This window comes from Vibrio sp. Vb0667, assembly GCF_033391095.1.
In genome coordinates this window covers 266,939-293,892 of the sequence record NZ_JAWPOL010000001.1, presented here as the reverse complement: position 1 = coordinate 293,892, position 26,954 = coordinate 266,939, and the positions used below count along the sequence as shown (strand labels likewise).

General features: G+C 42.6%; 28 protein-coding genes, 1 pseudogene and 1 riboswitch. Of the genes and pseudogenes, 19 read left to right on the top strand and 10 right to left on the bottom strand.

The window, feature by feature from the left end; translation table 11 throughout:
- Positions 1-10 precede the first annotated feature (10 nt).
- Both R8269_RS01390 and R8269_RS01385 read left to right on the top strand, forming a co-directional pair.
- The gene (locus R8269_RS01390) at positions 11-454 is read left to right on the top strand and encodes a DUF3429 domain-containing protein (protein WP_064376220.1); all 444 of its coding nucleotides are present in this window, start codon (positions 11-13) and stop codon (positions 452-454) included.
- A 152-nt stretch (positions 455-606) separates the two neighbouring features.
- Positions 607-852, top strand: a complete 246-nt coding sequence (locus R8269_RS01385; protein WP_318222434.1) for a hypothetical protein — start codon at positions 607-609, stop codon at positions 850-852.
- 70 nt (positions 853-922) lie between these two features.
- Here R8269_RS01385 and R8269_RS01380 read toward each other — a convergent pair whose 3' ends face one another.
- Together R8269_RS01380 and R8269_RS01375 are read right to left on the bottom strand one after the other, a co-directional pair.
- Positions 923-1,522: a thiol:disulfide interchange protein DsbA/DsbL gene (locus tag R8269_RS01380; RefSeq protein WP_137282779.1), complete on the bottom strand. Its 600-nt coding sequence runs from the start codon at positions 1,520-1,522 to the stop codon at positions 923-925.
- Between the two features lie 83 nt (positions 1,523-1,605).
- Positions 1,606-1,986 carry a hypothetical protein gene (locus R8269_RS01375; RefSeq protein WP_005373669.1) on the bottom strand — a complete coding sequence of 127 codons (381 nt, stop codon included), beginning with the start codon at positions 1,984-1,986 and terminating at the stop codon, positions 1,606-1,608.
- Between the two features lie 278 nt (positions 1,987-2,264).
- Here R8269_RS01375 and R8269_RS01370 point away from each other — a divergent pair, with 278 nt between their 5' ends.
- From R8269_RS01370 to R8269_RS01325, 10 genes are all read left to right on the top strand, one after another.
- Positions 2,265-2,561 carry an isoamylase early set domain-containing protein gene (locus R8269_RS01370; protein WP_005373671.1) on the top strand — a complete coding sequence of 99 codons (297 nt, stop codon included), beginning with the start codon at positions 2,265-2,267 and terminating at the stop codon, positions 2,559-2,561.
- Between the two features lie 213 nt (positions 2,562-2,774).
- On the top strand, positions 2,775-3,488 hold the full coding sequence (locus R8269_RS01365) for a response regulator (protein ID WP_005373673.1): 714 nt from the start codon (positions 2,775-2,777) through the stop codon (positions 3,486-3,488).
- On the top strand, positions 3,488-4,786 hold the full coding sequence (locus R8269_RS01360; RefSeq protein WP_005373675.1) for an ATP-binding protein: 1,299 nt from the start codon (positions 3,488-3,490) through the stop codon (positions 4,784-4,786). The genes R8269_RS01365 and R8269_RS01360 overlap by 1 nt, the downstream gene beginning before the upstream one ends.
- 119 nt (positions 4,787-4,905) lie before the next feature.
- Entirely contained in the window at positions 4,906-5,298 is a 393-nt protein-coding gene (locus tag R8269_RS01355) for a hypothetical protein (protein ID WP_033906355.1), read from the top strand.
- Positions 5,299-5,425: 127 nt separating this feature from the next.
- A complete protein-coding gene (locus R8269_RS01350; protein ID WP_017635149.1) occupies positions 5,426-5,782 on the top strand; it encodes a diacylglycerol kinase in 357 nt (118 codons plus the stop codon).
- 21 nt (positions 5,783-5,803) lie between these two features.
- A complete protein-coding gene (locus R8269_RS01345) occupies positions 5,804-7,459 on the top strand; it encodes a phosphoethanolamine transferase (RefSeq protein ID WP_170893114.1) in 1,656 nt (551 codons plus the stop codon).
- Between the two features lie 123 nt (positions 7,460-7,582).
- Positions 7,583-8,515, top strand: a complete 933-nt coding sequence (locus tag R8269_RS01340; RefSeq protein WP_033906353.1) for a Gfo/Idh/MocA family protein — start codon at positions 7,583-7,585, stop codon at positions 8,513-8,515.
- Between the two features lie 218 nt (positions 8,516-8,733).
- Positions 8,734-9,165, top strand: coding sequence for a YccF domain-containing protein (locus tag R8269_RS01335; RefSeq protein WP_005373685.1), 432 nt, complete (start codon positions 8,734-8,736; stop codon positions 9,163-9,165).
- Positions 9,166-9,857: 692 nt separating this feature from the next.
- Positions 9,858-10,196, top strand: a complete 339-nt coding sequence (locus tag R8269_RS01330; protein ID WP_193843604.1) for a hypothetical protein — start codon at positions 9,858-9,860, stop codon at positions 10,194-10,196.
- A gap of 257 nt (positions 10,197-10,453) precedes the next feature.
- A complete protein-coding gene (locus R8269_RS01325) occupies positions 10,454-11,302 on the top strand; it encodes a patatin family protein (protein WP_054577745.1) in 849 nt (282 codons plus the stop codon).
- 142 nt (positions 11,303-11,444) lie between these two features.
- On the opposite strand, the gene R8269_RS01320 is transcribed toward R8269_RS01325, so the two are convergent.
- Positions 11,445-12,293 carry a pirin family protein gene (locus R8269_RS01320; RefSeq protein WP_318222433.1) on the bottom strand — a complete coding sequence of 283 codons (849 nt, stop codon included), beginning with the start codon at positions 12,291-12,293 and terminating at the stop codon, positions 11,445-11,447.
- A gap of 401 nt (positions 12,294-12,694) precedes the next feature.
- Between R8269_RS01320 and R8269_RS01315 the strand changes: the two genes are divergently transcribed.
- The 5 genes from R8269_RS01315 (at position 12,695) to R8269_RS01295 (ending at position 15,588) form a co-directional block, all read left to right on the top strand.
- A complete protein-coding gene (locus R8269_RS01315) occupies positions 12,695-12,904 on the top strand; it encodes a cold-shock protein (RefSeq protein ID WP_005373691.1) in 210 nt (69 codons plus the stop codon).
- A 240-nt stretch (positions 12,905-13,144) separates the two neighbouring features.
- Complete coding sequence (locus R8269_RS01310; protein WP_005373692.1) at positions 13,145-13,354, top strand: hypothetical protein; 210 nt, start codon at positions 13,145-13,147, stop codon at positions 13,352-13,354.
- A 50-nt stretch (positions 13,355-13,404) separates the two neighbouring features.
- Complete coding sequence (locus R8269_RS01305) at positions 13,405-13,545, top strand: PA3496 family putative envelope integrity protein (protein ID WP_005373694.1); 141 nt, start codon at positions 13,405-13,407, stop codon at positions 13,543-13,545.
- Positions 13,546-13,782: 237 nt separating this feature from the next.
- Positions 13,783-13,882, top strand: a riboswitch (purine riboswitch).
- An 89-nt stretch (positions 13,883-13,971) separates the two neighbouring features.
- Positions 13,972-14,988, top strand: a complete 1,017-nt coding sequence (locus R8269_RS01300) for an adenosine deaminase (RefSeq protein ID WP_005373696.1) — start codon at positions 13,972-13,974, stop codon at positions 14,986-14,988.
- A gap of 126 nt (positions 14,989-15,114) precedes the next feature.
- Entirely contained in the window at positions 15,115-15,588 is a 474-nt protein-coding gene (locus tag R8269_RS01295; protein WP_248475686.1) for a peroxiredoxin, read from the top strand.
- 50 nt (positions 15,589-15,638) lie between these two features.
- On the opposite strand, the gene R8269_RS01290 is transcribed toward R8269_RS01295, so the two are convergent.
- The 3 genes from R8269_RS01290 to yghU form a co-directional block, all read right to left on the bottom strand.
- Positions 15,639-16,046 (bottom strand): SPOR domain-containing protein, encoded by a 408-nt coding sequence (locus R8269_RS01290; RefSeq protein ID WP_005373701.1) that lies wholly within the window; start codon positions 16,044-16,046, stop codon positions 15,639-15,641.
- A gap of 211 nt (positions 16,047-16,257) precedes the next feature.
- Positions 16,258-17,427: a D-alanyl-D-alanine carboxypeptidase family protein gene (locus R8269_RS01285; protein WP_031778835.1), complete on the bottom strand. Its 1,170-nt coding sequence runs from the start codon at positions 17,425-17,427 to the stop codon at positions 16,258-16,260.
- 1,183 nt (positions 17,428-18,610) lie between these two features.
- Positions 18,611-19,468 (bottom strand): glutathione-dependent disulfide-bond oxidoreductase, encoded by an 858-nt coding sequence (gene yghU / locus R8269_RS01280; RefSeq protein WP_005373705.1) that lies wholly within the window; start codon positions 19,466-19,468, stop codon positions 18,611-18,613.
- A gap of 253 nt (positions 19,469-19,721) precedes the next feature.
- Here yghU and R8269_RS01275 point away from each other — a divergent pair.
- Positions 19,722-19,841, top strand: a pseudogene (locus tag R8269_RS01275) (dihydrofolate reductase); the annotation flags it as partial.
- A 64-nt stretch (positions 19,842-19,905) separates the two neighbouring features.
- Here R8269_RS01275 and R8269_RS01270 read toward each other — a convergent pair.
- The 3 genes from R8269_RS01270 to R8269_RS01260 all read right to left on the bottom strand — a co-directional run bounded on the left by R8269_RS01270 (position 19,906) and on the right by R8269_RS01260 (position 23,920).
- The gene (locus R8269_RS01270) at positions 19,906-21,360 is read right to left on the bottom strand and encodes a sucrose-6-phosphate hydrolase (RefSeq protein WP_005373707.1); all 1,455 of its coding nucleotides are present in this window, start codon (positions 21,358-21,360) and stop codon (positions 19,906-19,908) included.
- 31 nt (positions 21,361-21,391) lie between these two features.
- Complete coding sequence (locus R8269_RS01265) at positions 21,392-22,315, bottom strand: aminoimidazole riboside kinase (protein WP_158155800.1); 924 nt, start codon at positions 22,313-22,315, stop codon at positions 21,392-21,394.
- Between the two features lie 165 nt (positions 22,316-22,480).
- Entirely contained in the window at positions 22,481-23,920 is a 1,440-nt protein-coding gene (locus tag R8269_RS01260) for a sucrose-specific PTS transporter subunit IIBC (protein WP_031778838.1), read from the bottom strand.
- A 235-nt stretch (positions 23,921-24,155) separates the two neighbouring features.
- On the opposite strand from R8269_RS01260, the gene R8269_RS01255 reads away from it, so the two are divergent.
- A complete protein-coding gene (locus tag R8269_RS01255) occupies positions 24,156-25,142 on the top strand; it encodes a LacI family DNA-binding transcriptional regulator (RefSeq protein ID WP_318222432.1) in 987 nt (328 codons plus the stop codon).
- 63 nt (positions 25,143-25,205) lie between these two features.
- Here R8269_RS01255 and R8269_RS01250 read toward each other — a convergent pair whose 3' ends face one another.
- Positions 25,206-26,579 (bottom strand): carbohydrate porin, encoded by a 1,374-nt coding sequence (locus R8269_RS01250; protein ID WP_031777226.1) that lies wholly within the window; start codon positions 26,577-26,579, stop codon positions 25,206-25,208.
- Between the last annotated feature and the right edge of the window lie 375 nt (positions 26,580-26,954).

Here is a 26,954-nt window from a genome sequence, read left to right as displayed (position 1 = left end):
GGTGACGACCATGACAACACGCTCAACCATGCTACAACTCGGTTACTTAGGCCTGGTTCCATTTGTGTTTAGTTTAGGGCTGATTTTCACTGACATCTCACTCTTCAATTTAAGTGGTCAGAAATTTTTCATCGCATATAGCGCCGTTATATTAAGTTTTTTATCTGGCATCCTTTGGGGTAATGGCATTGAGCATTACTACCACCGCCTTAGCCGAAATGTATTAATTCTCAGCAACCTTTTTGTCTTACTGGCTTGGGGCGCATTACTGCAGGGCCACAAACATTACGCGGTCGCTACCCTACTCTTAGCAATTGGGTATCTTGCTGTTTGGTATGCAGAAAAGCTCGTGAGGAAAGTCGAACAAGACGCCGAGCCCAAGGGATATCAAGGAATGAGGAGCAAACTGACCTTCGGCGTAATCGTAATGCACGGATTGGCTTTAGTTTCATAACCTGGTCTGTCCAGTACTAAGATCACAAAAAAACGTCTTTTTATAAAACAATGTTCATTTCGTGAATGCACACATATTTTGAACACTGTTTTGTTTCATTTATGAATCAATCCACATATAAGTAATTCAAAGCATTCACAAAGGATATGAATATGTTTTTTCGCAAACTTTTGTTTAGCACTGCGATGATCAATACAACGACAGGTTGCGTGTCTTACCAGGCACAACAAGCCGCCGCTCAAACAGTAAATAATACAGGTGCCGTGCTTACCAATGTGATTAAAACTACGATTGCTCAGCCATGTAATGTTGCAATCACTGCTGCTAGCTTGTTTTATCCGCATGCCATATTTATGACTAGTGTTCCGACTCAAGCATGTACAAGCGTTCTTAGATAATACGAGTGTGATAAGCATAAAAAATGGCGACTCTACTGTCGCCATTTTTAAGCTTCAATGCTATTTATAGTTACAGCGTCAATAAGTAATTAACTAATTGATTGTACTCGTCGTAAGTACGAATTTCGTTGGCCAAAACAATGTATTTATTGTTCACAACCACACCCGGAACCCCTCTTAACGTGCTGGCAGAGAATTGCTTATCAAAACCTTTCTGCATTGAGTTTACGGCGAAACTGTTGTAAGCCGCATCAAACTTCTTACCTTCTACGCCATTATCAACGAAGAGTTGTTTCAGCTCAGCTTCGTCTTTTGGCGCTTGTCGCTTTTGATGAATTTGGGCAAACATGGCAGGAATCATTGTATCTTCAACCCCGAGCGACACCATCGTCGCGTAGGACTTGGCCATCGGAATCGCCATATCTCCGCCCATGAACCCCACATGTACCTTTTCAAACTTTGCCTCTTTTGGCAGAGCAGGTTTTAAACGCTCAATAAGCGACTCAAACTTGTAGCAATGTGGGCAATAAAAAGAAAAGAATTCCGTCACAACAGGTTTCGATGCTTTCTTAACATCCAGAACTTTGTAGTGCTTCCCTTCTTCAAATTGCGCTGCATGAGCGGTAAAAGTCAGTAAAATTGCACTACATAAGGCAAGTAGTTTTTTCATTGTTTATTTCCTTGTGGCATTCAAATGCCAAATCATTTCATTTGGTAAAAAGGGGTAAACCCCAAGTAATTTGAGATGAGGAATTAAACAATCGGAGGACGATAAAGCTTGGTGATCACTGTCACTACTTTTTCGACTAGAGGCCTATCAATCAAAGCAAGGCTATAAGGAAGAAGCAGTAAGTCGTTTTGAGATAAGTTGGCGGGAATTTTGACCATGCAGGAAGAGCTACAACTCGTGTGAGATTGTTGTGCCTTATTGATGGCTGACTCATCGTGATGTGATTCTACGCAGTCGTCATTGACGCCAAGTTGTTTGTGCAGAGCAGCCTGTTGAACAATAAGATCGCGTACTTCAATTGTTTTCATCGGAGCGGAAGCCTGCGCCACAGGAGCGACACTACTCAAAAGCATAGCAACTAAGCAAACTATCGCAGTCAACAATGTACGGTTAAACTTCAACATAGCTACATCAAGGAAAATGGTGATTTAAGATAATACATGATAACGGTTTGACTTCAAGATACGGACTCTCGGCTCGCTAACAAACTCTGTTCTTTGACCATTTTAGGCTAGTGAATTTTCTCTCTAACGATCCCTCAGTACACGAAACCAGCACAACGAACTATTCACCGTTCGGATACTCCCCTCATCAGATACCAGCAACAATTCGATAAAACTTGAAATCATTATGAAACACGAGTAATAGTTAGAACAGTTTTTGTACGAACAAGGAAAGATCAATGCTTAAAAAGAGATTCTTTAAGACAAAAGATGAAGTCGAAGTCACGTTCGAGCTAGATAAAGATCAGTGGGACTCTGTCCAAATTGCTGGAGACTTCAACAACTGGCAACCAGAACCGATGAAATTAGTGAAGAAAAGTCGTCAGTTTAAATTTAAAACCCGCTTACCTAAAGCGCAGAATGTTCAGTTCCGTTACTTGCTCGATGACGCGAAGTGGGAAAATGACCCACAAGCTGATGCTTACGTTCCAAATGCATTTGGCAGCGACAACAGCGTCGTATGTACCACCGAATAAGCGGTAATTTCGCTTTAAGATTCCATACCTAGGCGCAAACGTTGCGCCTTTTTACATCTCTCGAAATGTGATTGGTGATTAGATTTAAATCATTAATTGGCAATTTTATCCAGTTAACTCATCCGATAACCTTATTCTGAGAAAGCTTTATTTGAAATAATTCGTAAATTTGTTTAAGTTCCATTGATATTAAATATTGTATACATCACTTAAATGAACGCACAACAAATCAAACCATCTCTAATCATTGTGGAAGACGATCCCAAATTACAAACTATGTTGGGAGAGTATTTTGTTGAACAAGGTTTTCAGGTCAAATGTATCGACAATGGGACGGACGCACCCAATGCGATTATTGACACACAACCAGACGTGGTGCTGTTAGATTTGATGCTACCCGGGCAAGATGGTCTGAGTGTATGTCGTCAAATCCGAGAATGCTACAAAGGCAAAGTGTTGATGCTGACAGCAAGTGATGATGACTTCGATCATGTCGCCGCATTAGAAATAGGCGCAGATGACTTTGTTACTAAACCCATCAAACCTCGCGTATTGCTGGCTCGTATTCGCATGCTATTAAGAAGAAAAGAGGCGGCGCCTACCGAGTCCGAAAACGGCCTACAAATTGGTGTTCTGTGTTTAAACCGATTGCGTAAATCGTGCGTAATGAACCAAGAAGAAATTGCGCTGACAGACGGCGAGTTCGATTTGTTGTGGGTTCTTGCTACGCATGCTGAAAAAACACTATCACGTGAGTGGCTGACCAAAACACTACGTGGTATTGAATACGATGGAACAGACCGCACCATTGATAATCGCATAGTGACACTGAGAAAGAAGCTAGGCGATGCTTCTTGCTCACCACAAAAAATCATTACCGTTCGCGGCAAAGGCTACCTATTTATGCCTGATGCATGGAATGAATAATGAGACGGATTTATCTGGAAAGCTTTGTTGGCCTTATCATTCTGTTTATGGCTAGCTTGTGGGGATACGAGTTCTTAGTTTATGAGATCAACACAGATTATGACTACCTATTACAAGAGCATGAGGGTCAAGCTTTTCACGATCTGATCTACCCTATCTATAAAGAACACGGATTAGAATATACTCAACAACAGTTGGAACAATTTGCCACATCAAGCCATCGTTTGTTGGTGCCTCATACGCTTGAAGAGCTTCCAACAGACATCAAAAAGGCGTTTGAAAGTGATACCTCCGTTAACGTCGCTTACGATGAAGAAAGGGATATCTGGTTCCGCCTAGATGCGAGCACGCCTATCTTTAAAATGAGCGATAATCCGAATAGTCCTGTGGTTAAAGCTGCCAACTTTGATGACAATATCGTTTGGTTGTTCTTTTTAGCTGGATTTGCTCTGTATTGCATATTGTTGATCTGGTTCTTAAGCCGTCGGATTCGAGAGCTAGAGAGAGTGACCGTTGAGTTTGCCTCAGGTAACTTCAAGGCTCGAGCTAGTACCTCAAGCGCTAAGTCTGTTGGGACGTTAAACAAAAGCTTTAACACGATGGCCGATAAAGTATCTCGCTTGATCACTAGCAATAAAATGCTAACTAACGCCGTTGCACATGAATTGCGTACCCCAATCTTCCGCTTACAATGGCAAGCAGATTTGTTATCGGATTCAACCTTAACTGAACAACAGAAAAAGTATGTTTACAGTATCGTCGAAGACATTGACGAGATGGAAGAAATGGTTGAAGAATTGCTTTACTACGCAAAGATGGAGCGTCCTGACACAGCATTACAAACTCAAGAAGAAGTCGTCCTATTCAACTTAGTCAAAGAGTTACGACAGAGATGGCAAAAAGAGACTACGCTCGCTATCTCGCTTCAAGAAGTAAACTCAGAAAACGTTCTTGCGTTTGCTGACCCAAAATTGTTAAAGCGAGCCTTAGATAACTTGCTGCGCAATGCAATGCGATACGCAGATAAGCAGATTTTAGTAGAGATAAAACACGATCAGCACCGCTGCTTCATCAATGTTCATGATGATGGCATAGGTATTGAAGAAAAGCATTGGCCTCATCTATTCGAACCATTTTACAGCGCGGATGAATCTCGCAACAAAAAGACGAGCGGGTTTGGGCTCGGTTTGGCGATTGTCAGACAGATAATGGAGCTTCAACGTGGAGAAGTTTCGATTTGCCATAGCCCACTTGGAGGAGCTTGCTTCACACTTAGCCTCAAAAAATCAGACAGTTAACTTAACCTTCCTACCCCGTTTACAGAAGACGACACTTCAATACACTCAAGCGACAGAGCCCAACAATAAAACAGTGTACATTTAATCCATAAGATTCACACACTAAATGGATAGTACTCATGTATAAATCTTTTATCCTGATTATGGCGCTTACTTCTACGCTTACAGCTTGCGCCTACAACCAAAAACCTGTCGTCGACATGACCAATGTCGACCCTAGTACATATGAACAAGACTTTCTTTACTGCCAAGGCTATGCAGAAAATGTCGACAAATCAGAGGCAGCGAAATCTGAAGCCACTAATGGGGCAGTTACAGGCGCATTGATCGGCGCAGCTGCTGGTGCGCTAGAAGACGGATTAGGTGGAGCGGCTGTCGGTGCTGCGGCCGGCGGTGCTGTAGGAGCTGGAGCTGGTGCTTTGAGTGCAACAAATGATTCAACCAAAACTCAATCTCTCGTATTGCGTAAATGCCTCCAGCACAAAGGCTATACCGTCTACGATCTTGATTAAATAAGCACTTTTCTTAAATTATCGCGCGATGGATTCTATTCACAAATGTTTCACGCTGTAACGATTAATCTCGTTACCTCTCTGGGATATGTGTTCCATCCCAATGCTTAAATAGTAAGGTCATATTTTGAAGCCAGGTAAAACAGGTATACGCCGTGTCATGGATGCGACCGGCTATTCATTTCAAGGATTGAAAGCCGCATGGACACACGAAGCCGCTTTTAGACAAGAATTGATTCTCGCCTTGGTGCTTTCCGTCTGTGCTTTTTTCCTTCCTGTCACCACATACGAAAGAGTGCTGATGATCAGTAGCCTGTTCTTGGTATTGATCGTAGAACTCATTAATTCCGCCGTAGAAGCGGTTGTCGACCGTGTTAGCGATGACTGGCACGAGCTCAGTGGTAGAGCCAAAGATATTGGCTCAGCAGCAGTATTTGTTGCGTTAACTCTTGCCCTTTTTATTTGGGCTTCGTTCTTGCTCTAATTTTTATTCAAGACACTCATTATGAAGACACATGATTTACAACAGAGAGGTATCTCTTACGTTACCTTTACTTTCCTGTTGGCGCTGTATTTCGCTCTCGTCGTAAATATCCCTATTTATAAAGAACTGATCGGCATCTTTACACACTTAGATAATGTCAAGATTGGATTTATTATCACAATACCAATTTTCTTTCTTGCCGCGCTCAATTTCCTTTTTAATTTATTTAGTTGGCCTTGGATCGGCAAGCCGTTCTTTATAATTTTAATCATTGTTTCAAGTATGGTGAGCTACGCAAGCTATAACTATGGCACACTTTTCGATTCTGGAATGATTGCCAATATTGTTGAAACCGATTCGAGCGAGGCGAGTTCTTACCTGAGTGCTCACTCTGTAATTTGGACGCTGATTATGGGAGTTATCCCAGCGATAATTGTCTTTAAGGTCAAGCTGCAATCTCAACGTCACCAATTACTGTACTTCTCTGTTACCAAATTAGTATCGATGCTGTCGTCGCTAGCTGTCATCGCCGTCATTGCCAGCGTGTACTATCAAGACTACGCATCTGTAGGGCGCAACAATAGCCACCTAAAAAAAATCATCATACCCACCCAGTTCGTTTACAGCGCGACCGGGTATGTGAAGGAGAAATATTTCACCACGCCAGAGCCATATCGAGAAATCGGCACAGATGCAAAGCAGTCAGATAGCGCCGTACAGCAAGCACAGCGCAAACCAACACTACTGGTTTTTGTCGTAGGAGAAACCGCTCGAACGCAGAACTACCAACTCAATGGCTATACACGAGAGACAAACCCTTATACTAGTAAATTGGATGTTATCTCATTTCAAGACGTCGCATCTTGTGGCACCGCGACTGCTGTATCTGTGCCTTGTATGTTTTCACAGCTCACGCGAAACGAGTTTGAACGCACCAAAGCGGATAACCAGGACAATGCTCTCGATATAATGCAGCGCGCCGGGGTTGACCTCATTTGGAAAGAAAATGACGGTGGGGATAAAGAAGTAGCCCACAAGATCAAGAAAATCGAAGTGGATCGAAAGCAAGTAAGCCCTATGTGTAATGGCCAAACTTGTTACGACATGGCGCTATTAGATCATTTTGATCAGGAAGTCGCGGATATGCACGGTAACCGAGTGGTCGCCATGCACCTTATAGGAAGCCACGGTCCGACCTACTTTCAGCGTTACCCAAGAGACAACGCCTTCTTTAAACCAGACTGTCCACGTGCAGATATCGAAAACTGTAGCATCGAACAAATAGTGAACACATATGACAATACAATACGCTACACCGATCTTGTATTGGCAGAAACCATCAAAAAACTTAAAGCGTTAGAGTCTGAGTATAATACCGCGCTAATTTACATATCGGATCACGGTGAGTCACTAGGCGAAAACGGATTGTTCTTACATGGTATGCCTTATGGCCTTGCACCAGATTTCCAAAAACGCGTTCCTTTGATTATGTGGCTGTCTTCGGGCTTTAAACAAGCGAAGCAGATCAATACCGACTGTTTGTATAAACAAGCACAGAATGCAGGCCAATACTCACATGATAACGTGTTCCACTCTTTATTAGGCATTATGGATGTACAAACTCAAGCCTACGATAGCAAGTTAGATATATTCAAAGCCTGCCGAGCCGTTTCCTAAATCATTCAATATAGCCTGGCTCAAAGTGTGAATCAGGCTTTTTCTAACAAGGTATTTAAACTCATCGCCGCGCCAAGCGTTATACTGACAGTCCGCGCTCCATACATCGAGATAAGGACTAGGATGAAAATTGGTATTATTGGTCTAGGGGATATCGCTCAGAAAGCATACCTTCCTGTTATCACTCAGCTTCCAAATATCGAACTTGTATTTTGTACCCGCAACCCAAACACACTTGAGAGCCTGGCTAAGCAGTATCGAATCTCAGAGATCTGCCAGGACTACCAACAACTTCTGCACTTTGGCGTCGATGCCGTCATGATTCATGCGGCAACAAGCGTACACCCTCAAATAGCGGCATTTTTTCTGCAGCATGGAATTCCAACCTTTGTCGACAAACCATTAGCGAACAGTGCTGATGACGTGGAAAAGCTGTACGACATTGCCGCAAAAGAGAGACAGCCACTCTATGTGGGCTTTAACCGTCGTCACATTCCACTTTACAACCAACATATGCCACAAGTGCAGCAAGGCAACATATCTGACTTAAAGTCGCTACGCTGGGAAAAGAACCGTCACCAACTACCGGGGGATGTTCGTACCTTTATATTTGATGATTTTATTCACCCATTAGACAGCGTTAACGTCACAGCCAAAGCCGATCTAAAAGATGCTTATGTAACTCATCAACTTGAAGGTAGTCAGTTGGCGCGTTTAGATATTCAGTGGCAACATGGAGATACTTTGCTCCACGCCTCGATGAATCGCCACTTCGGTATCACTACAGAGCGCGTTCAAGCTTGTTATGCAAACAAGGCAGTTGAGTTCGACTCCTTCGTTGAAGGCAAACTATGGCAAGCTAACCAAGAGCAAAAAATCAATTTGAAAGACTGGACGCCAATGCTGACGAGTAAAGGTTTCCATTCGATGTTGCTCGACTGGTTTGGCGTCGTTGAGTCTGGAAATATTGCTAATGAAGTAGTAAAACGCAACATTGCCAGCCATCGATTGGCAGAGCAAATTTGTCAATATATCGAGAAAGTTGTCTCTAGATAATGCGATTCTTGGCTATATGCTTGATTGAGTATTACGCTCTATACTAAAAAGACTTGCCTTAGGGAAGGCATTCATTCTCTGTTAAGACTATAGCGATTATTCTATCAATCAGGTGAATGAGGGCACAAAAGCACACATCGACAAAACAGACGGTTTAGATTTGTTTTACGCTGCTCTCAGGTATCTGAATCATCACATTCAAGAATAAAGGAAATAGAATGAGAACACTTGGTAACATCATTTGGTTTGTATTTGGTGGCGTATTTATGGGGTTGCTATGGTGGTTTTTTGGTATTTTGGCCTTTATTAGCATCATCGGAATACCTTGGGGGCGTGCGTGTATCGTTATGGGTAATTTTTCCTTTTTCCCATTCGGTAAAGAGGCCATCTCACGCGATGAATTGACCAATGAAATGGACATTGGCACGAGTCCGCTCGGCGTTATTGGTAACGTCCTTTGGTTTGTATTTGCAGGCCTTTGGTTAGCTATCGGTCACGTACTTTCTGCAGCAGCATGCTTTGTCACCATAATCGGCATTCCGTTTGCGCTCCAACACCTCAAGCTAGCGGTTATTTCACTCGCACCAATTGGTAAAACGGTTGTATCGTCAGAAGAAGCTGCAATGGCTCGATACAACATCAATCGTTAGCAAAAAGCTAATGCGCTTTCTATCCTCTGGGCAGTCATGCTCAGAGGGTAACGCCCGTCAAAAGTAAGCCTATAATCGCTATCGCATATTCAATAATGGCTGATTGTATATTCATACCGTCACCTTTACGTTGAAGTTTATCCTAGCTCAGCACTGCTTTACTTTTATAATTAATCAATACACCCAAGTGAGTTCAAGATGCTAGACTCATAGCGTCGTCACTGATTCAAACTCCAAGAACGACGTAACGAAAAAGCGAGCTATCCTATGCTCGAAATATGGGTTCTTTCCCCCTCGAAGTAGAGTTCAACAACAAAAAAGACGAACTATAAGCATAGCCAAAATTAATGCTTTTCGACCTAAAATATCTCACATCAATCAAAGAAAGCTTCTAAGATTTTCTCTTTTTGAGTAAATATAGACAGTTACAGTAGCGAAATTCTTCTCGGTAAAAATCCCCACTCAATCTCATGATCAGTTTTTAAAAAAAACAACAAAAATTCGTTGTTATCTAGAGTAATTATTTTATTTGTCGCAGAGCAATTCCATCAATATCATTTGCGACATCGGAGTGCTAGAGCATTGAAATTTTTAGCATTTATCACAGTTATAGAACGTAAAAAACCTTTTATTACTTATTTTTCTTTTTTACATATGTTCTAACTCAACGTCTATTCAGACAGGAATATACCGTGGATAAATATCAAGCAGCTTATGCTAAACGTCTAGAGAAACTAAATGGGGATCCATCTCCTAAAACGATAGCCCGCCTTTCGGCTTGGGATGCGTTTTTTAACAAGGAGTACGAGCTCCAAGACTTGGAATACCAGCTATCGGACGCTGCGCACCAGCACTATGAACAGTCGCATGCAAAGAGCGACATTAGCTTCAAAGAGTTCAAACGAGCGTTTTATAATGAATCCATCAAAATTTACAATTTAACTGATGGCGCTTCTATCCAGAAAGTATTCACCCCATTACTTTTGCTTACAACGCTCTGGATAGGGTTTGTATGCCTATTTAACAAGTGATCATCAAACTATTCCAACAACGATCAGTATGGGACTACAGGTATGGCTCTATGTAAGGGGGTTAGTTGGCTCGGTCTCCTTCACTAAATTAGCGACTCAATTACCCGCAATTCCATAGGCTAAAAGTGACAAGGGCATCCGTTGATGCCCTTTTTATTCAAAGGAACGCAACCTAGACCTTTGGCCCACTTGGGTATAAAACCATTATGCGTTAAGCTGCAAGCGATTATCCGATTGATAAAGAGTGGAGCGAAGTGATGGAAAAAGTAGGCTCTCGAGCATTGATTGTCGAAGGTGGAGCCATGCGAGGCGTATTTTCATGCGGCATACTCGATCATTTTCTTGCTAGCGAGTTCTCTCCATTTGATAGCTTTTGGGGAGTGTCTGCGGGTGCTAGCAACTTGGCTGCCTACTTAGCTAAAATGCCCGGACGTAACTTAAAAATCTACCTCGATTACAGCTTAAGAAAAGAATTTATCTCTCCATCTCAACTTCTACGTGGTGGTGATATGATGAACTTAGACTGGATGTGGAATGTCACCCTCGAAGAACTTGGCATCGATAAATCTGCGCTCAAAGCTGATTCACGACCTTTCTTTTTAGGCGTGACGCGTCAAGACAATGGGCAAGCGGAGTACCACCTTCCTGATGTCGACGACTTGGCAGAAACAATGAAAGCCAGCAGCGCACTGCCTGTACTTTACCGAAATGGCGTATCACTGAACGGAATTCAATACGTTGATGGTGGCGTCTCAGACGCACTTCCTGTTGCAGAAGCAATAAAGCGAGGAGCCAAAAAGATTATGGTTTTACGCAGTCAGCCCGCAAGCTATCAAAAGCCAAGAGGAAGATTCAGCGCCCTAACTAAGAGGATGTTGAAAGAAACGCCCGGATTAATTGAACCGATGTTGACACGTGAAGTTCGCTACAATCAGACCTTAGCGCTGATCAACAACCCACCACCTGGTATCGAAATCATTCAAGTGTGTCCTCCTGAAACATTCAAGTTGAAACGGCTGAGTCGATCGCCAGCACCACTGCGTCATGCTTATGAGTTAGGAATTGAAGCAGGAAAGGAAGCCATCATACGATGGAGTCAGAAGTAGAAAAAAGCCACGTGGATTAAACGTGGCTAACGCAAATTCGATGGCAGTGGATTATCGTATTTGCTTCTGGTCGAGCCCAATATTCAGGCTCAAAACTGTTTTAATTTGCTCGCTAACTGAAAAAGCGAGTAGGCAGTCCAAACTAGTAAGTTTCAAACAACCCAGAGTTGTAATCTTGGATGGCTTGTTCTATCTCTTCCATGCTATTCATGACAAAAGGGCCATAATGCACCACGGGTTCATTAATTGGCTCACCAATAAAGATCAGTGCACCACTCTCTTTTTCGGCCTGCAATTCAACCCATTCACCTTTCGATAAAATGGCCATTTCGCCTTGATTGATCTCACGACCTTTTAATTGAATACGACCTTTATAGACATAGAGCATCATGTTGTTGTCTTGATCCGTGTTCAAATTCAAAGCTTGCCCCCCCATCGCTCTCCAATCGGCTACCGTGGCAGCAACACCTGTCTCTGTTAGCGGCCCCTGAATTCGTTCGTTGTTTATAGTCATATGACCCGCAACCAAACGTACAACCCCCGTATTCGGAGTATCAAACTCAGTGATCGTTTCAGGTTGAAAGTCATGATATTGAGCTGGCTGCATCTTATTTTTCGCAGGCTGGTTAATCCAAATTTGGAAACCATGCAATTCGCCTTCCTTCATAATAGGCATTTCGCTATGGATGACGCCTCTTCCTGCCGCCATCCACTGTGCACCACCGGAACGAAGCTCACCAACATTATCCATATGATCACGATGCTGGAAATGACCTTTCAACATATAAGTAAGCGTCTCAATACCTCGGTGCGGATGCGGAGGGAAACCGCCGATATAGTCAGCGCGGTCTTCTGATTTGAGTTCATCCATCATCAAAAATGGAGAAAAACTAGCATGATTGAAACCCGCTACTCGGCGAATTTTCACTCCATCACCATCAGCAGTAGGTTGCGCAGGAATAAGCTGACGAATTTCTCTGAATGTACTCATACTAGTTCTCCTAGTTTATCTTTGTGACCGCTTGCAAATCGCATGTTTAATCTATGGCTATCTATAAGGTTCTATTTTAGGTTGATGAGCTAAAATTATGAGCCATACTATTCGTTCTACTTATTCAACTTTTTCGAACAATACAATTTATCGAGTTAATAATGAGCACATTTAATTTATCTAAAATAAATGTAGCTATTTTCTAAACAAGGTGTATAGTGTGCCTTGGCTCTTAGAAGAGAGCTGTTAATGCAACATTTAGTTTAAGTTTCCTCTCAGTAAAATCTTGAATCCCCAATTCAGACACCTGCGTACAACTTCCTCTTGATTGAACATTCAATAGCTTAGAAAAGATCCACAAAACAAATCATAATTTTAATGTTTAATTCAAAGGTATTTTTATGTCTAAAGTAACTGGTTCAGTAAAATGGTTTAACGAAACTAAAGGCTTCGGTTTTCTATCTCAAGACAACGGCGGCCAAGATGTATTCGTACACTTTAACGCTATCGTTTCTGACGGTTTCAAAACACTGACTGAAGGTCAGAAAGTAAGCTTCAATGTAGAGCAAGGTAAAAAAGGTCCTCAAGCGACTGAAGTAACTCCTCTATAAGACTGCTTTTCTTGGTGTAGCATGCCCATGCTGCACCAAACCTCTCTCCTTCAAAAATATTCTTTCATCAATCACTCAGCCTAATTTTAGGCATTGCTTTGTGCTATCTAAAATAAACTGAATAGTACTGCTTAATTTATTATTTATAGGAAAAATCATGTCCTCAAAAAGAACTGGCCGTCAAAGGCATTGGTATCAATTACTTAACAAAGAGAAAATCACTAAAAAACAGGAGAATAAATGTTAGAAATTGAATTTAATTTAGAACAACCTCAAACCTCTTGGAACGCTAAAATACATCAATTAAATGGTGATATTTTACGAAGGCACGTATTACCGAAACTTCTTTCTCATAGCTTCATGATCGATTTTGAATATTGTGAGAAAACGCAATCTGGAACTATTCTCTGTGATTCAGGTTCAAAGTTAGGAAGTTTTACTGTTAACTGATTCAGTTTTCATGCATTAATGGATAATGCAACTAATTTGGAAGGTATCCAATGGCTAGAAAAAGTAAGAAGCAGTCAGAAAAAGACAAAAAAGAGTCTGAACAAAACGCGGCGGCGATAAAGCAGAAAACTCGACGCCGCATAGAAGACATTATGGAACAAAGAGAATTTGATAAGTTATTCGATCTATAAATGCTCTCTAGTGCTTTCTCTGCCTTTATCGTTGTGCAAGGTACCGCCACCTACCTGTGCTCAAACGAATCTCCACTCTTTTAGACTACTCTTCTAATTACACGTGCCTCTCACACACGCAAAAACAACTGGCTCCTCTATACTCAAGTGACTTGCAAATAGTCGTTTCGCTCACAGGAAACCCCGTGACTAATGACAGCTAGGTTATTTGCGTATAGCCAAAGCGATATTTTTGCGTATAATCCCTCTCGTTTGCTTCGTATAACCCCAATGATATGGTTTGGGGGTCTCTACCAGTTCCCGCAAAGTGCTGATTACGAAGAGTTGAGATCATCGTGGGTCTTACTCTTTGTGATAGCGTTCGATTTATTTCTATCTATACCTATTCTTAGAGTAACTGCATCCACAATACACATAAGGTGGAATATGAACGCATTTATTCAAGGTCTTCCAAAAGTAGAGCTGCACTTACATATCGAAGGTTCACTTGAGCCGGAACTCTTATTCAAATTAGCAAAACGAAACGGCATCGAGATCCCTTACTCTTCTCCGAGTGAACTACGCAGCGCATATCAGTTCACAGACTTACAATCATTTCTCGACCTCTATTACCAAGGAGCGGGAGTTCTGCGTACGGAGCAAGATTTTTACGATCTCACTTGGGAATACTTACTGCACTGTAAAGAAGACAACGTTGTTCATACCGAAATCTTTTTTGACCCTCAAACACACACAGAACGCGGCATAGACTTTGACACTGTTATCAATGGAATCGCTCGCGCGCTAAAAGATGGTCACGAAAAACTTGGCATTACCTCGCAAATTATTGCGTGTTTTCTCCGTCACCTTTCAGAAGAGAGCGCCATAGAGACCCTACAGGCTATTCTGAAACACCGTGATAAGATCATTGGTGTTGGGCTAGATTCTTCAGAACAAGGTCATCCGCCAGCTAAATTCAAGCGCGTATTTAAACAAGCAGTAGAAGAAGGCTTACTTACCGTTGCTCACGCAGGTGAAGAAGGCCCCGCACAAAATATTAGCGATGCAATTGAAATGCTTTACGTGAGCCGTGTGGATCACGGTGTTCGCTGTGTTGATGATGAAGCATTAGTTGAATCCTTAATCGAAAGCCAAATGCCACTGACAGTGTGTCCGTTATCGAATCTTAAGCTATGTGTATTCGACGATATGAAAGATCACAATATTGTGGATTTGCTACGAAAAGGTGTCGCCGTAACGATTAACTCAGACGATCCTGTGTACTTTGGTGGCTACATGACGGATAACTTTCTGGCCGTCAACAACGCACATCCAATGAGTAAGAGTGAACTTGCCCAATTTACAATGAACGCGATTGATGCCAGCTTTATCGATAACGAGTTAAAGGCGAAATATCGTCACCTTGTTAGCCAATACGTAAACCAGCACGAAGCGTTGCAATAAAGGCATCAGTGCCACGCCTTAGGTCAAACGCGTAGGTATTAAAACCCTACAAAGACTCTGTGGTTAACCGCATTTATAAACGCTAGACTGAGAAAGCTAAACTAGCACACAAAAAGGAATAGAATCATGATTCAACAAGGCCAAGCTCTACCAGTTGCAACTCTTAGTGAGTTGACTGCCGATGGTATGGTTAACCACGACGTTACAGAACTGTTTGTGAACAAGAAAGTCGTACTCTTTGCTGTACCTGGCGCATTCACCCCTACCTGTTCAGAAGCTCATCTACCAGGCTATGTGGTATTAGCTGATGAGCTAAAGGCAAAAGGTGTTGATTTAATTGCTTGCGTTTCTGTAAACGATGCATTTGTGATGCAAGCGTGGGGCGAAGCTCAAAACGCTTCTGAGATTCTGATGTTGGGTGATGGCGACGCTAGCTTTACTAAAGCATTAGGTCTTGAAATGGATACAGGCGGCTTTGGTGGTATTCGCTCACAACGTTACGCGATGATCATTGAAAACGGCACAGTGACTAAGCTTAACGTTGAAGAGCCAAAAGAGTTTGAAGCAAGCAAAGCAGAAACGATTTTAGCGGCGCTTTAAGCTTACTCCTAAATACAAAAACGGAAGCCATCGCTTCCGTTTTTTGTTGGCTAACGCATTCTCACAACACTCGTTTGTTGCTTACGCTGCATTTCCGCAAAAGTCAGCACAAACGGGGATGACTGCTTTACACGGCTTGGTAATGAAGAAAGCGCATTGTAGGCATCCTGTTTCGTTTTAAAATCACCAACAGTTACCGTATACCAACGCGTGCCTCGGCTGTTTTTCCAGTTAACCCAAACCGGATGCTTAGGATCGATATAGCGAATATAATCTTTCACATCTTTTTCTTGCTTTAGCGCGAGTACCTGCATCGTGTAATGGTTTGGGTTTAAATAACCATATGCATCCTGAGAGGTCATGACTCCAACACATTGGCCGCTATCGACCTCCTGCTGGTAAGGCATAGCGCAGCCCATGAGCGATAAAATCAATGTCAAAGATAAAATCTTGTGCACGTGTCACTCCATTCTTGTTCTAGTTTCTTTTCTCTCGCACCCAAAAACACAAAACGCTCTTGGTCAGGTAAAACACACCCTTACAAGAAGGCCTGCGTTTTAACGCAACGAGTATTCCAAAAACGTAAGGCGACCACGTTGGCCGCCTTAGTAAATTGATTTAATAGAACATTAACAAGATAGAGTGATATAGACAGAAGTTCGCTACTGTTTAGAACCAGCTAGCGACCAATTGCTTAAACCAGTCTAAAATTCGCTTGAATAAACTGCCTTCCTCCACGGACTCCAATGCAACGAGCTCGGCTTCATTTACGACCTTACCTTCGACTTTGTAAAGCACTTTACCAACCACTTGTTGCTCAGAAATTGGCGCAACTAAATCACCGTTGTATTCAACTTCCGCTTGCAGATTTTTTACATCTCCTTTTGGCAAAGTGAGATAAACATCGTTAGCTACGCCAACAGTAAGCTCGTCTTTTTCGCCCATCCAAACTCGAGCTTTCGCAAGTTCCGCACCCGCCTCAGTCGGCATTACCGTATCGTAAAAGCGGAAGCCATAACTTAACAGCTGCTTGCTTTCTGATTCACGAACATTCTCGCTCTTCGCTCCCATCACTACAGCAATCAGACGCATATCACCTTGTATTGCAGAAGTCGCTAGACTATAACCCGCACCGCTTGTATATCCAGTTTTCATGCCATCGACATTCATACTACGATCACGAAGCAAGCCATTACGGTTGTATTGAGTGATGCCATTGTAAGTAAACGAGGTTTCGCTATACAGCGGATAGATATCAGGTAAGTCACGAATAATCGCTTGGCCCAACTTGGCAATATCATAAGGTGTCGAATATAAACCGTCACTGTCTAGGCCGTGAGGGTTGGTGAATGCCGTGTTAGACAATTCAAGCTTGGCGGCCCAACTATTCATCAAACTCACAAACCCTGATTCACTTCCCGCAACATACTCAGCAATAGCAACACTGGCATCGTTACCAGATTGAACAATCAGACCACGGTATAAGTCAGACAAAGAAACGGAAGTATTGACTTCAATAAACATTTTTGAAGAATCTGGGAAATTTTTTGCCCAAGCATTTCGGCTGATGACAACCTCATCATTCAACGTAATATTGCCTGTATTAATTTCTTGACCAGCTACATAAGCAGTCATCAACTTCGTTAAACTCGCGGGGTTTAAACGTTTGTGGGCATCACGTTCAACCAGTACTTTCCCCGTATGGAAGTCCATCAAAACATAACCACGAGAACTGAGTTCCGGCGCATTTGGCACAACTGAAGGCGCAGCATAAGCCAACGAGGATACAGCAGCGAACCCTGTAATTAACACTGTGTGTAATATAGTACTTTTTCTCATCATGACATCTTATCTTAGTAGCATTTAAGGCTTACAAACGGTACCCGAATGAATTCAAAGCGCGGGATTACCTAGTTAAAAAACGAGTATATTGAAACGGCGCTCAGTTACAGCCACCTTGTTACGATTGGTTACTTTTACTCAATGTTTGTCGAAAATAATGAGAGGTAGGTAGAGCTTTCGTCTTGAAGAATGAAACAGGAGCGAAAATAATTCCGTAACGCTATGTTTTTTGAGAGGGGAGAAAAAGCGCGCAAGTCAATTCAGGGAGTAAGTTGGTATAGGAAAAGTAGTTGAGCTTTTATCCATATCTAAATAGGAAACAACAAAAACAATCAACAATAAGCCCAGCTAATTACTTACCAAGAAAACATACTGAAAACGCATCATAAAATCGCAATTAATTATCGATAAATTTAAAAACCTCAGATTATAATTTATGTAAATTTTATTTATTATTAAATCGGAGAAAAATACAGCTTTCCTTTTTTAAAACTAAGAGACGATTTTTTCGATGTTTTTAGGTTTATCTCATCAGAGAACTTGGTATAACAGTGAGGGATAAGGCATCCGGACTTAGCGCGAAAGGATAACCCACTGTTATTTAAGTTCACACGCTGCTTTTTAATGACTAGAGACTTTAAACTGCGGTTACCTTGGGTTTGTGTAGCTATTCTTTGACGTACCCCAACCCAATACGACTCAAACGACGACATCATACATATCCTCTTTCATGATATAAGCATTAATAATTAAACATCGCTAAAAGCTAAGCTTGTCTTAAATAAAAGTACTAGAAATTAATTTTATTTCTTCAAAACAAATCAACCCGCATATTCCACATAAATTTAGTGGTTATGTCAAATATTAATTATCATTAATTTCATTTATAATGGATATAAAATCGGTTTATAATTTTTAAATAATTTAATTATTAGAAAGAAGTATAACCAGTCCATATTTAACATGGAAATATGAGCTTTGTTTTGCATCATAACATATAAATACATTAAAGATTCATCTACGAACTAAATGCTCTTCAATAGGTGATATAAATTAGAATTTCGAGACTAAATGAGAATAAAAATAGCGCACCGTATATGGTGCGCTATAGATTTGATTAAGGTCACTGTATAAGCATAAATAAAACTAAACTCATTTGACGTAGCTAGGCCAAGATTGCTTATGGTTTAAGTTTCAATACTTTATCAATATCTTCTGCGCTGTGGCGCTCAGGTAACTGCTCCCATTCTTCACCCCATGAACGGTTCACAATTCGACCACGTTTTACCGCTTCACGCTCATCAATTACTTTTGCCCAACGCACAACGTTTTTGTAGCTTTCTACGTCTAAGAATTCAGCCGCATCGTAAGCACGACCCAACACAAGGTTGCCGTACCATGGCCATGTTGCGATATCAGCGATGCTGTACTCATCGCCACCTAGGAATTCATTGTTCGCAAGACGCTTGTCTAATACATCTAACTGACGTTTTGCTTCCATTGTAAAGCGGTTGATTGGGTACTCGAACTTCTCTGGTGCGTACGCGTAGAAGTGACCAAAACCACCGCCTAGATATGGCGCAGAACCTTGCAGCCAGAATAACCAGTTCATTACCTCAGCACGCTTAGCGCCTTCTTTTGGTAAGAAATGATCAAACTTCTCTGCTAGATAAAACAAGATGTTGCCAGATTCAAACACGTTCACTGGCTCAGAACCCGAACGGTCAACCAATGCCGGAATTTTAGAGTTTGGGTTAACAGCCACAAAGCCAGAGCCAAACTGGTCACCATCGCCAATCTTAATCAGGTACGCATCGTATTCTGCTGCCGTTACGCCTGCCGCTAAAAGCTCTTCAAACATGATCGTCACTTTCTGACCATTTGGGGTACCCATTGAGTAAAGTTGGAATGGGTGCTCACCAACTGGAAGCTCTTGCTCATGACGTGCGCCAGAATCCGGACGGTTGATGCTCGCCCACTGACCGCCGTTTTCATTATCGTTTGTCCAAACTTTTGGTGGAATGTATTCGTTAGCCATTGTTTTCCCTTATTGTGTTTGAATGCATCTTCAAACTGACGGGTCTTACGCGCCAGCAAGCATTATTAACATCACCTCTTCGCCAACTGCGATTAGGCATACTCAAGATATTAGGTCGAATTCGCTAAATAAAAGTCCTGCAATCTCTTTTAGTTAGAACCTTTGGTTATGGGATTTTCTTTCACGCTATAAGTAAAAACGTCGCGATAATGTGAACTAGGTTCGAGATGCCAACGATGAGTAAGCGACACTCGGCTGCGCACCTCTGTTTGGGGATTTGGAGCAACCGTTGAACTTCAAAGTCACCAAGAGTGACGTTGTTTTGGATACCCTAGTTCAAACCACTTACGTACGTGATAGGCAGTTAAGTTAGATAGTTAGAAAGAAAAACGCCCTTCACTAAATCAATGAAGGGCGTTTTAATGTATTCGAAACCGTTACTTAGCTGATTCAAACAAACCAGTTATACCTTTCAAAGGGAAAAGCCTTGCTTGTTCCAACCCTATCAACGTTACTTTACTAAGGTCATCAATAAAGAAACGACTGGTCATCGTGTGTTTGCCACCATTAATGAAAATCTCGATGACAGAATTGTCGATATATATATCAATCGTCTGCTTAGCGTCCAATCTTGGTGCTTTTCGAATACCACCAAATTCTTCTGCGTACAAATGAGACATGTGACGACGGTCCAACATAAACTCGTGCTCTGTCGCACTAAAGACGATGTTGTCACCTTTGAGGTTACTCAGCTCAAGTTCAAAGCCATCGCCCTCAAGGTCTAATTGGATCAAACAACTTGTGCTTTCCAGTGTATGGGATTGTGCAAAGACCACCTCTTCTTTTCTTAAACTCTCCAGTTCAAGGAGTGGAGTTTGAACAAGAAAACCATCTTTCAACGTTAGTTCTCTAGGAAGAGACAACATTCCTGCCCACTGGTGTGTGACCGATGGTGTATCGATTTCTGGCAACCCTATCCATGCAATAAGAATGCGACGCCCATTCTCATCTAAATAGGTTTGTGGGGCGTAGAAATCAAACCCATAATCTGGCTGCAAAATATCTTGGTGGTTTTCTAAAATCATCGACTCTAGGTTCAACTGCTCACCCACGATATACGCAACAGAATAGATGTTTTTGAAATCATAAGGATTATTACTGCTCACGCCCTGTGGAGAAAACAGCATCACCGATTGGCCATTAATCTCAAAGAAATCAGGACACTCCCACATGTACCCAAGGTCAGAAAACTTGGTCTTAATTGGACCTTTATGCAGCCACGTTTTCAAATCTTTACTTTGATAGAGCGCCATTGAACCATGCTCGGTTTTGGTTTGAGCACCCACCACCATCAAATAGTCGTCGCCTTTCTTCCAAACTTTTGGATCACGAAAGTGCTCCGTGTAATGTTCGTTCTCAATGACCACACCGTGCTTTTCAATGTTGCCGTCTGAATCCATGGTGGCAAAACATTGTGTTGGGATTCGATTCCAGTTTTGGTCACGCTTATTACCAGTAAAAAACAGCAAAGCCTTGTTGTTTTCCACCAAAGCACCGCCCGAATAGACACCATGTGAATCGTAGTCTTGGTCGGGATGAAGACCCACATCATGATCAGTAAAATGGATGAAGTCTTTAGTAGAAAGGTGGTACCAATACTTCATTCCATGGACTGGTCCCACAGGCGTCCACTGGTAAAAGATGTGGTGCTCACCATTGAAATAGCACAACCCATTTGGGTCATTTAACAGCCCAAATCTAGGGGCGATATGAAAACTAGGAAAGCCTTTATCTTGCTGACGTGAAAGTGTCATTTCTTCGATATCACACTGAGGGATTTGCTCAAGTCGGCGATATCTTTGCTCTACAGTCCAACGGTTGTTTAAGCTCATAATTTTTCTCAACTGAAATTGGATCTGGAGATCATTGCCCAATAAATTGCAGCAATTCTGTCTGGGTCGGAAGTGCGGTCATTGCGCCTTTTTGCGTCGTCGCTAATGCACCACAGCCATTTGCCCATTGAATCGCAGAGCTAACAACAGGATGATTTTTCCAATCGTCATGCTGAGACAGACATGCCAGTAGCCCTCCGACAAAAGCATCACCCGCACCTGTGGTATCAATCGGACTAACGACTTGACCTGTGATCAGCTCACTCTGACTTTCAAAGACGCGCCAAACACCTTTCGCACCTTGTGTCACCAAGACCAAAGCAATATTCAAAGCGGCTATTTGTTGTAAACCTTGCGCCATCGATGTTGAGTCAGTTAAGAACAAAAGCTCTTCTTCAGAGAACTTAACCACATCGGCCATCGCTACAGCCTTCTTCACGACAGCTTGGATTTCTGATTGATCTTGCCACACTTCATCACGCAAGTTAGGGTCAAAGCTAATGAAACCACCAGCGGCTTTTGCTCTTTTGATCGCCTCAAATGTGCTGCTTCTACTTGGCTCATTTGCCAGTGAAATTGAGCAAACGTGTAGCCAGTCACCTTGCTTAAAGTTTGGGATGTCTTCAACAGACATAAACTGATCAGCGCTCGGTTTTACCATAAACGTAAAGCTGCGCTCACCTTGCTCGTCTAAATCCACCACCACTGTTGATGTTCTTTGCTCAGGATCTTTAACGAGAAACTCCGTGCTCACGCCCTCTTGATCGAGCGTTGATTGCATGAAGCGACCAAATGGGTCATCACCTACACGTCCAAAAAACGCACTCTTACCAGATAGACGAGCAATAGCTACAGCGACATTCGCTGGTGCACCACCGGGACATTTGAGTAAAGAAGTCTCAGATTCCGGTATTAGATCGACAACAGCATCACCAGTTACCCACACTTGATTCATCTTGCTTACCTTGAAATTAAAGCCCTGATAGTCCAACGTGTTGAACACCTTCACTACCAAGTAAAAATTGAAAAAGGCTAGCCAAGCCATTAGTGCTTGGCTAGCACCCCAAACATTTAGGAAAAGAAGTGGATTTTGGGGGACTCCACCCCTAAGGAGTTCAGATTAAGCCGCTGCTTTTCTACCGGCTTTAGCGCGGTCACGCATACCTAGAACAATGGTGAGAACAAATGCGGTCAAGAACGCGATCACCATACCCGCGATGTAGTACCCAATCTTCTCTGGCGTAATGGAAATGATGCCTGGAAGACCAGCTGCGCCCAATGCCTGAGCTTTCACATTAAACATTGTGATGAACGCACTTGATAACGCCGCAGCGCAAACTGCCGCAATAAATGGGTAACGTAGTTTTAAGTTAACACCAAACATAGCCGGTTCTGTAATACCCAGCAAACCCGTAACACCCGATGGAATCGCAATACCTTTCATCTTCTTATCTTTGCTCATCACGCCCACCGCCAACGCTGCCGCTCCTTGAGAAACGTTAGACATCGCCGCAATAGGAAAGATAAAGGTGCCGCCCGTCGTCGCAATATCCGCAAGAAGTTGAGTTTCAATCGCAATGAAGCTGTGATGCATACCAGTAATAACAAACGGAGCATAAATAAGACCAAATACCGCACCACCAACAAAGCCAGCAGTGTTGTATAGCCAGTTCAGACCATCACCCAATAGGAAACCGATATCACGCGTGAACGGACCGACGACAGTAAACGTCAGCAAACCCGCTATGAAAATCGCCAGTAATGGCGTTAAAAGGTTGTCTAAAACAGAAGGTATGACTTTACGTAAGCCTAGCTCAACCTTCGCAAGAATGAATGCCGATACCAAAACTGGTAACACTGAACCTTGGTAACCCACTTTTTGGATTTCAAAACCAAGAATATTCCAAACCGGAATGTTGCCAGACACAGATGCGCCGCCGAATCCCCAACCATTCAGCAAGTCAGGGTGAACCATCAACATACCTAGCGCTGCCCCTAAATATGGGTTGCCGCCAAACTTCTTACTGGCTGAAAATGCCAGTAAAATAGGCAGGTAAACAAACGGAGCGTTCGCAAACGTGTTGATCATGTTCGCCAAGTCTGTCAGTCCTGGGTTGGCATCAATCAAAGATTTGCCATCAATAAACAAACCTTGAGCAGTCAATAGGTTATAGATACCCATCAACAAACCGCCAGCGACGATTGCGGGAATGATTGGGACGAAAATATCAGACAGCCCTTTCACCGCGCGCTGAACGATGTTTTGTTTCTCTGCGCCAGCAGACGCAACGTCGTTGGTGGACATTTCACTCATACCCGTCAACTTCGCCATTTCTGCATAAACTTGGTTTACGATGCCTGATCCAAAAATGATTTGGTACTGACCCGCAACTTTGAACTGCCCTTTGACCCCTTCAAGGTTATCAATCGCTTGTTCATCTATTTTTTGCTCATCTGCAACGGCAAGGCGTAAGCGTGTCGCACAATGCGCAAGTGCGGTGATGTTGCTTTTACCACCTAATAGAGTTAACAACTCTTTTGCTACTGCCGGATAATTCATTTCATACCCCATTGGATTATTATCTGAGCTTGCGATATTTTCGGGAACGTTTGCAAAAAAGATTTTTGCTCAATAAAACCAAATGATCAAAGATAAAGCAGAGAGAATGTGAGAATGATCGTCAAATTCTCTCCCTAAGAGCAGTATAGGAGGTTAGAATCGCTACTTATCAAAGAGCTTTTCATCTTCTCTTTGCAAACAATCCCAAAAACGAAAAACAGAATGGATAGGAACAATGGCGAGTCTGCATGATGTCGCCCGTCTGGCTGGCGTATCAAAATCAACAGTGTCACGGGTTATAAACGATGAGTATGGCGTAAAAGAAGCGACAAAACAGAAGGTCCGCCAAGCAGTAGCGGAGTGTGGCTATGTGCCGAACCAAGTCGCTAAAGATCTAAAATCTCAAAAGACCAATCTGGTTGGTGTCATTGTTCCTCGGGTTTCCTCTCATGCCACATCCCAAGGTGTCGATGGATTAACCGATGTCCTTGAAAAAGCCGGGAAACATGTCTTACTTGCTAGCACTCACCAAGCCCACGAAAAAGAACTGGAGTACATTCAGATCTTTAACCAAAAACGGGTTGAAGGGATCATTCTTTACGCCACCCACCTCGATTCCAAACTGGTAAAAGCAATTCAAAACTCAGCCGTTCCAGTTGTGCTCGTCGGTCAAGATGGTTCCATGTTTAATATTCCAAGCATCATTCATGATGACGCACGAGTAGGGTTTGAAGCGGGAAATAGACTGGTTGCAAAAGGTTGCCAAACCATTGGTTTTATTGGTGTGCAAGGTGACGATATCGCGGTAGATAAGCAACGCTCTGAAGGATTTGTTCAAGCGCTACAGCATCATGGTTTTGAGATCGCCTTCCATGCTCGTGGTGACTTTACCATCGATTCTGGCTATTCATTGGCAAAACAACACTTAACAAAGAACCCTAAGCTAGATGGCTTGTTCTGTGCGACAGACCGTATTGCTATCGGTGCGATGAGAGCGATTCAAGAGCTCGGGTTAACACCGGGTAAAGACGTTTTAGTTCTAGGAGTTGGTGATGATGAGCTCGCATCAGTGTGCACCCCAACCTTATCAACATTTAACTATGCATTTGATAAAGCGGGTGAAAATGGTGCGAAACTGCTACTAGATAGAATTGCCAACAGAAGTTTTGAAATGAGTAAGATGGTACTAACATTCAAAACAATTGAGCGTCAGTCCTGTTAATGAAAAAGCGCCAACTGAAATCAGTTGGCGCTTTTCTTATTACTCTTTGTCGGTTAGATCCCTTTAGAACCAAGTTTCCATTTGCAGTGCAAACAGAACTTCACCACCATCACCCATCGTTGCAGCACCCGCATCCTGGCTAATCGAGTAGCCATTCAAGTCTTCGCTCCAATCAACGTAGCTAACTGCAAAACGTAGCTCCGGACGGTCAAAGAAACCTGCAGCGGTAGACATCTTAAGCGTTGGTGCAATTGTCGCTTTGTAAAAACTGCCACTTGCTTTATCAATCGCATTGTCTAGGTCCATGTATTGGTATGAGCCTTCATAAACCATCTCAAAGTTCTGCGTAAACTCTTGCGCTAAGCGGATGTTGAACGATGCCCACGTAAATTCATCATTTTTAGCAAAGCGATCTTGGCTGTGTTCTGCTAGCAACGCAGGTGCTACACGCCAGTTGTCGCCGATGCGTGTTACACCATAGCTGAACAAGCGTACGGCTTTTGCGTCTTCTAACAAATCTCCGTTTGAACCGATGCCTTTAAGTTCCGCACCCAGTCCATCACCCATCAAAATACCGGTTTTAGAGAAGCCTTCACTCATGCCAAAGAAGTTATCGCCATGGTAAGCAAACATCGCATGTAAACCTTTGTCCGCTCCGCCTTCTACGCGATCATTGTTATCAGCAGACGTCATGCCGCTCAGCATCAATTGCCAATTACCGAAGCGGTTGTTCATTGTCGCGATATAGTTTTCAACATCTGTTGACGAGCTATCAATCTCACCAAAATCACGACCATAGATCGAGAAGTTTGCTTTCCACGAATCGCTCATTTGGACGTCATACACACCAGCACCAGTACCAGATAAGAAAACAATATCCGAGTCAAAGAAGTGAATGTCAAAGTTATCACGGTCAAATCGTTTACCAGCCCAAAACGTCGCGTCAGCAAAAGCTCTTGATTCAGAGAACATACTCAACTTGTTTAGCTCAGCATATATCTGACGAACGTTTAATTGACTCTCGCTCGCCGTCCATTCGTTATTGGTTTCCGTACTATCTGCCAACATGATTCGGAACAATGCGCTGGAACCATCATCTGCAAAACGTTTGTGAATAAGGTTTGCTTCCACATAATGATCATCCTCTACCCCTAATCGCCCAACTGGAGCGCCAATAGCACCAGCTGCCGTCATGTAAGGACCAGTACCCACTGCACCATTCAGATCGTCATTAATCAGTAGCCCGGAACGAGCGTAGCCATGAAACTCAAAGCTTGAGGCTTTCTCATTTGCTTCTGTGGATGCTTTTTCTGTCTGCTCAAGTCTCTGTTCTAATTCATTAATTCGCTTTTCAAGAGCGTCAACATCTGTTGCTGCGAATGCAGGTGCAGTAACCATTCCAAGCGCTACTGCCATCGTCAAAGTGTGTAGTTTCATTTCCATAGTCTCACGTAAATTTATACTTAGGCATATTGCAAACGTTCCCAAGGAAAAATCGCAAACTTATGGTGACTTTAAATGTCCATCTAAAGCCTGAATTTCAGAGCGCTCGTACTCAGAGCGTCTCTACTACTTATATCAATGAGGGCGATAGTATATAAACTTTTCGGGAACGTTACCTTTAAGAGGCCATTTTGTTACTTCTATCACGTTCAATTGTGTTACTTACAGAAAAATCATTAACCAGCGCACATTTGAATTAATTGTTAGCGCTAGAGGAAGTAGTTTGAAGGTGACAGGCTACAAAGAAGGAGTTTAATGTTCATTTGAGAGAATACTCCCTCGCTTCCCTATGCTACTTGATGGTAACTC

Coding starts and splice junctions, on each gene's coding strand:
- R8269_RS01295 (WP_248475686.1), top strand. CDS start 15,115: ATGATTCAACAAGGCCAAGCTCTACCAGTTGCAACTCTTAGTGAGTTG.
- R8269_RS01260 (WP_031778838.1), bottom strand. CDS start 23,920: ATGAATTATCCGGCAGTAGCAAAAGAGTTGTTAACTCTATTAGGTGGT.
- R8269_RS01385 (WP_318222434.1), top strand. CDS start 607: ATGTTTTTTCGCAAACTTTTGTTTAGCACTGCGATGATCAATACAACG.
- R8269_RS01315 (WP_005373691.1), top strand. CDS start 12,695: ATGTCTAAAGTAACTGGTTCAGTAAAATGGTTTAACGAAACTAAAGGC.
- R8269_RS01255 (WP_318222432.1), top strand. CDS start 24,156: ATGGCGAGTCTGCATGATGTCGCCCGTCTGGCTGGCGTATCAAAATCA.
- R8269_RS01300 (WP_005373696.1), top strand. CDS start 13,972: ATGAACGCATTTATTCAAGGTCTTCCAAAAGTAGAGCTGCACTTACAT.
- R8269_RS01270 (WP_005373707.1), bottom strand. CDS start 21,360: ATGAGCTTAAACAACCGTTGGACTGTAGAGCAAAGATATCGCCGACTT.
- R8269_RS01375 (WP_005373669.1), bottom strand. CDS start 1,986: ATGTTGAAGTTTAACCGTACATTGTTGACTGCGATAGTTTGCTTAGTT.
- R8269_RS01325 (WP_054577745.1), top strand. CDS start 10,454: ATGGAAAAAGTAGGCTCTCGAGCATTGATTGTCGAAGGTGGAGCCATG.
- R8269_RS01335 (WP_005373685.1), top strand. CDS start 8,734: ATGAGAACACTTGGTAACATCATTTGGTTTGTATTTGGTGGCGTATTT.
- R8269_RS01310 (WP_005373692.1), top strand. CDS start 13,145: ATGTTAGAAATTGAATTTAATTTAGAACAACCTCAAACCTCTTGGAAC.
- R8269_RS01250 (WP_031777226.1), bottom strand. CDS start 26,579: ATGAAACTACACACTTTGACGATGGCAGTAGCGCTTGGAATGGTTACT.
- R8269_RS01380 (WP_137282779.1), bottom strand. CDS start 1,522: ATGAAAAAACTACTTGCCTTATGTAGTGCAATTTTACTGACTTTTACC.
- R8269_RS01360 (WP_005373675.1), top strand. CDS start 3,488: ATGAGACGGATTTATCTGGAAAGCTTTGTTGGCCTTATCATTCTGTTT.
- R8269_RS01340 (WP_033906353.1), top strand. CDS start 7,583: ATGAAAATTGGTATTATTGGTCTAGGGGATATCGCTCAGAAAGCATAC.
- R8269_RS01355 (WP_033906355.1), top strand. CDS start 4,906: ATGTATAAATCTTTTATCCTGATTATGGCGCTTACTTCTACGCTTACA.
- R8269_RS01320 (WP_318222433.1), bottom strand. CDS start 12,293: ATGAGTACATTCAGAGAAATTCGTCAGCTTATTCCTGCGCAACCTACT.
- R8269_RS01305 (WP_005373694.1), top strand. CDS start 13,405: ATGGCTAGAAAAAGTAAGAAGCAGTCAGAAAAAGACAAAAAAGAGTCT.
- R8269_RS01285 (WP_031778835.1), bottom strand. CDS start 17,427: ATGAGAAAAAGTACTATATTACACACAGTGTTAATTACAGGGTTCGCT.
- R8269_RS01265 (WP_158155800.1), bottom strand. CDS start 22,315: ATGAATCAAGTGTGGGTAACTGGTGATGCTGTTGTCGATCTAATACCG.
- R8269_RS01370 (WP_005373671.1), top strand. CDS start 2,265: ATGCTTAAAAAGAGATTCTTTAAGACAAAAGATGAAGTCGAAGTCACG.
- R8269_RS01345 (WP_170893114.1), top strand. CDS start 5,804: ATGAAGACACATGATTTACAACAGAGAGGTATCTCTTACGTTACCTTT.
- R8269_RS01390 (WP_064376220.1), top strand. CDS start 11: ATGACAACACGCTCAACCATGCTACAACTCGGTTACTTAGGCCTGGTT.
- R8269_RS01365 (WP_005373673.1), top strand. CDS start 2,775: ATGAACGCACAACAAATCAAACCATCTCTAATCATTGTGGAAGACGAT.
- yghU (WP_005373705.1), bottom strand. CDS start 19,468: ATGGCTAACGAATACATTCCACCAAAAGTTTGGACAAACGATAATGAA.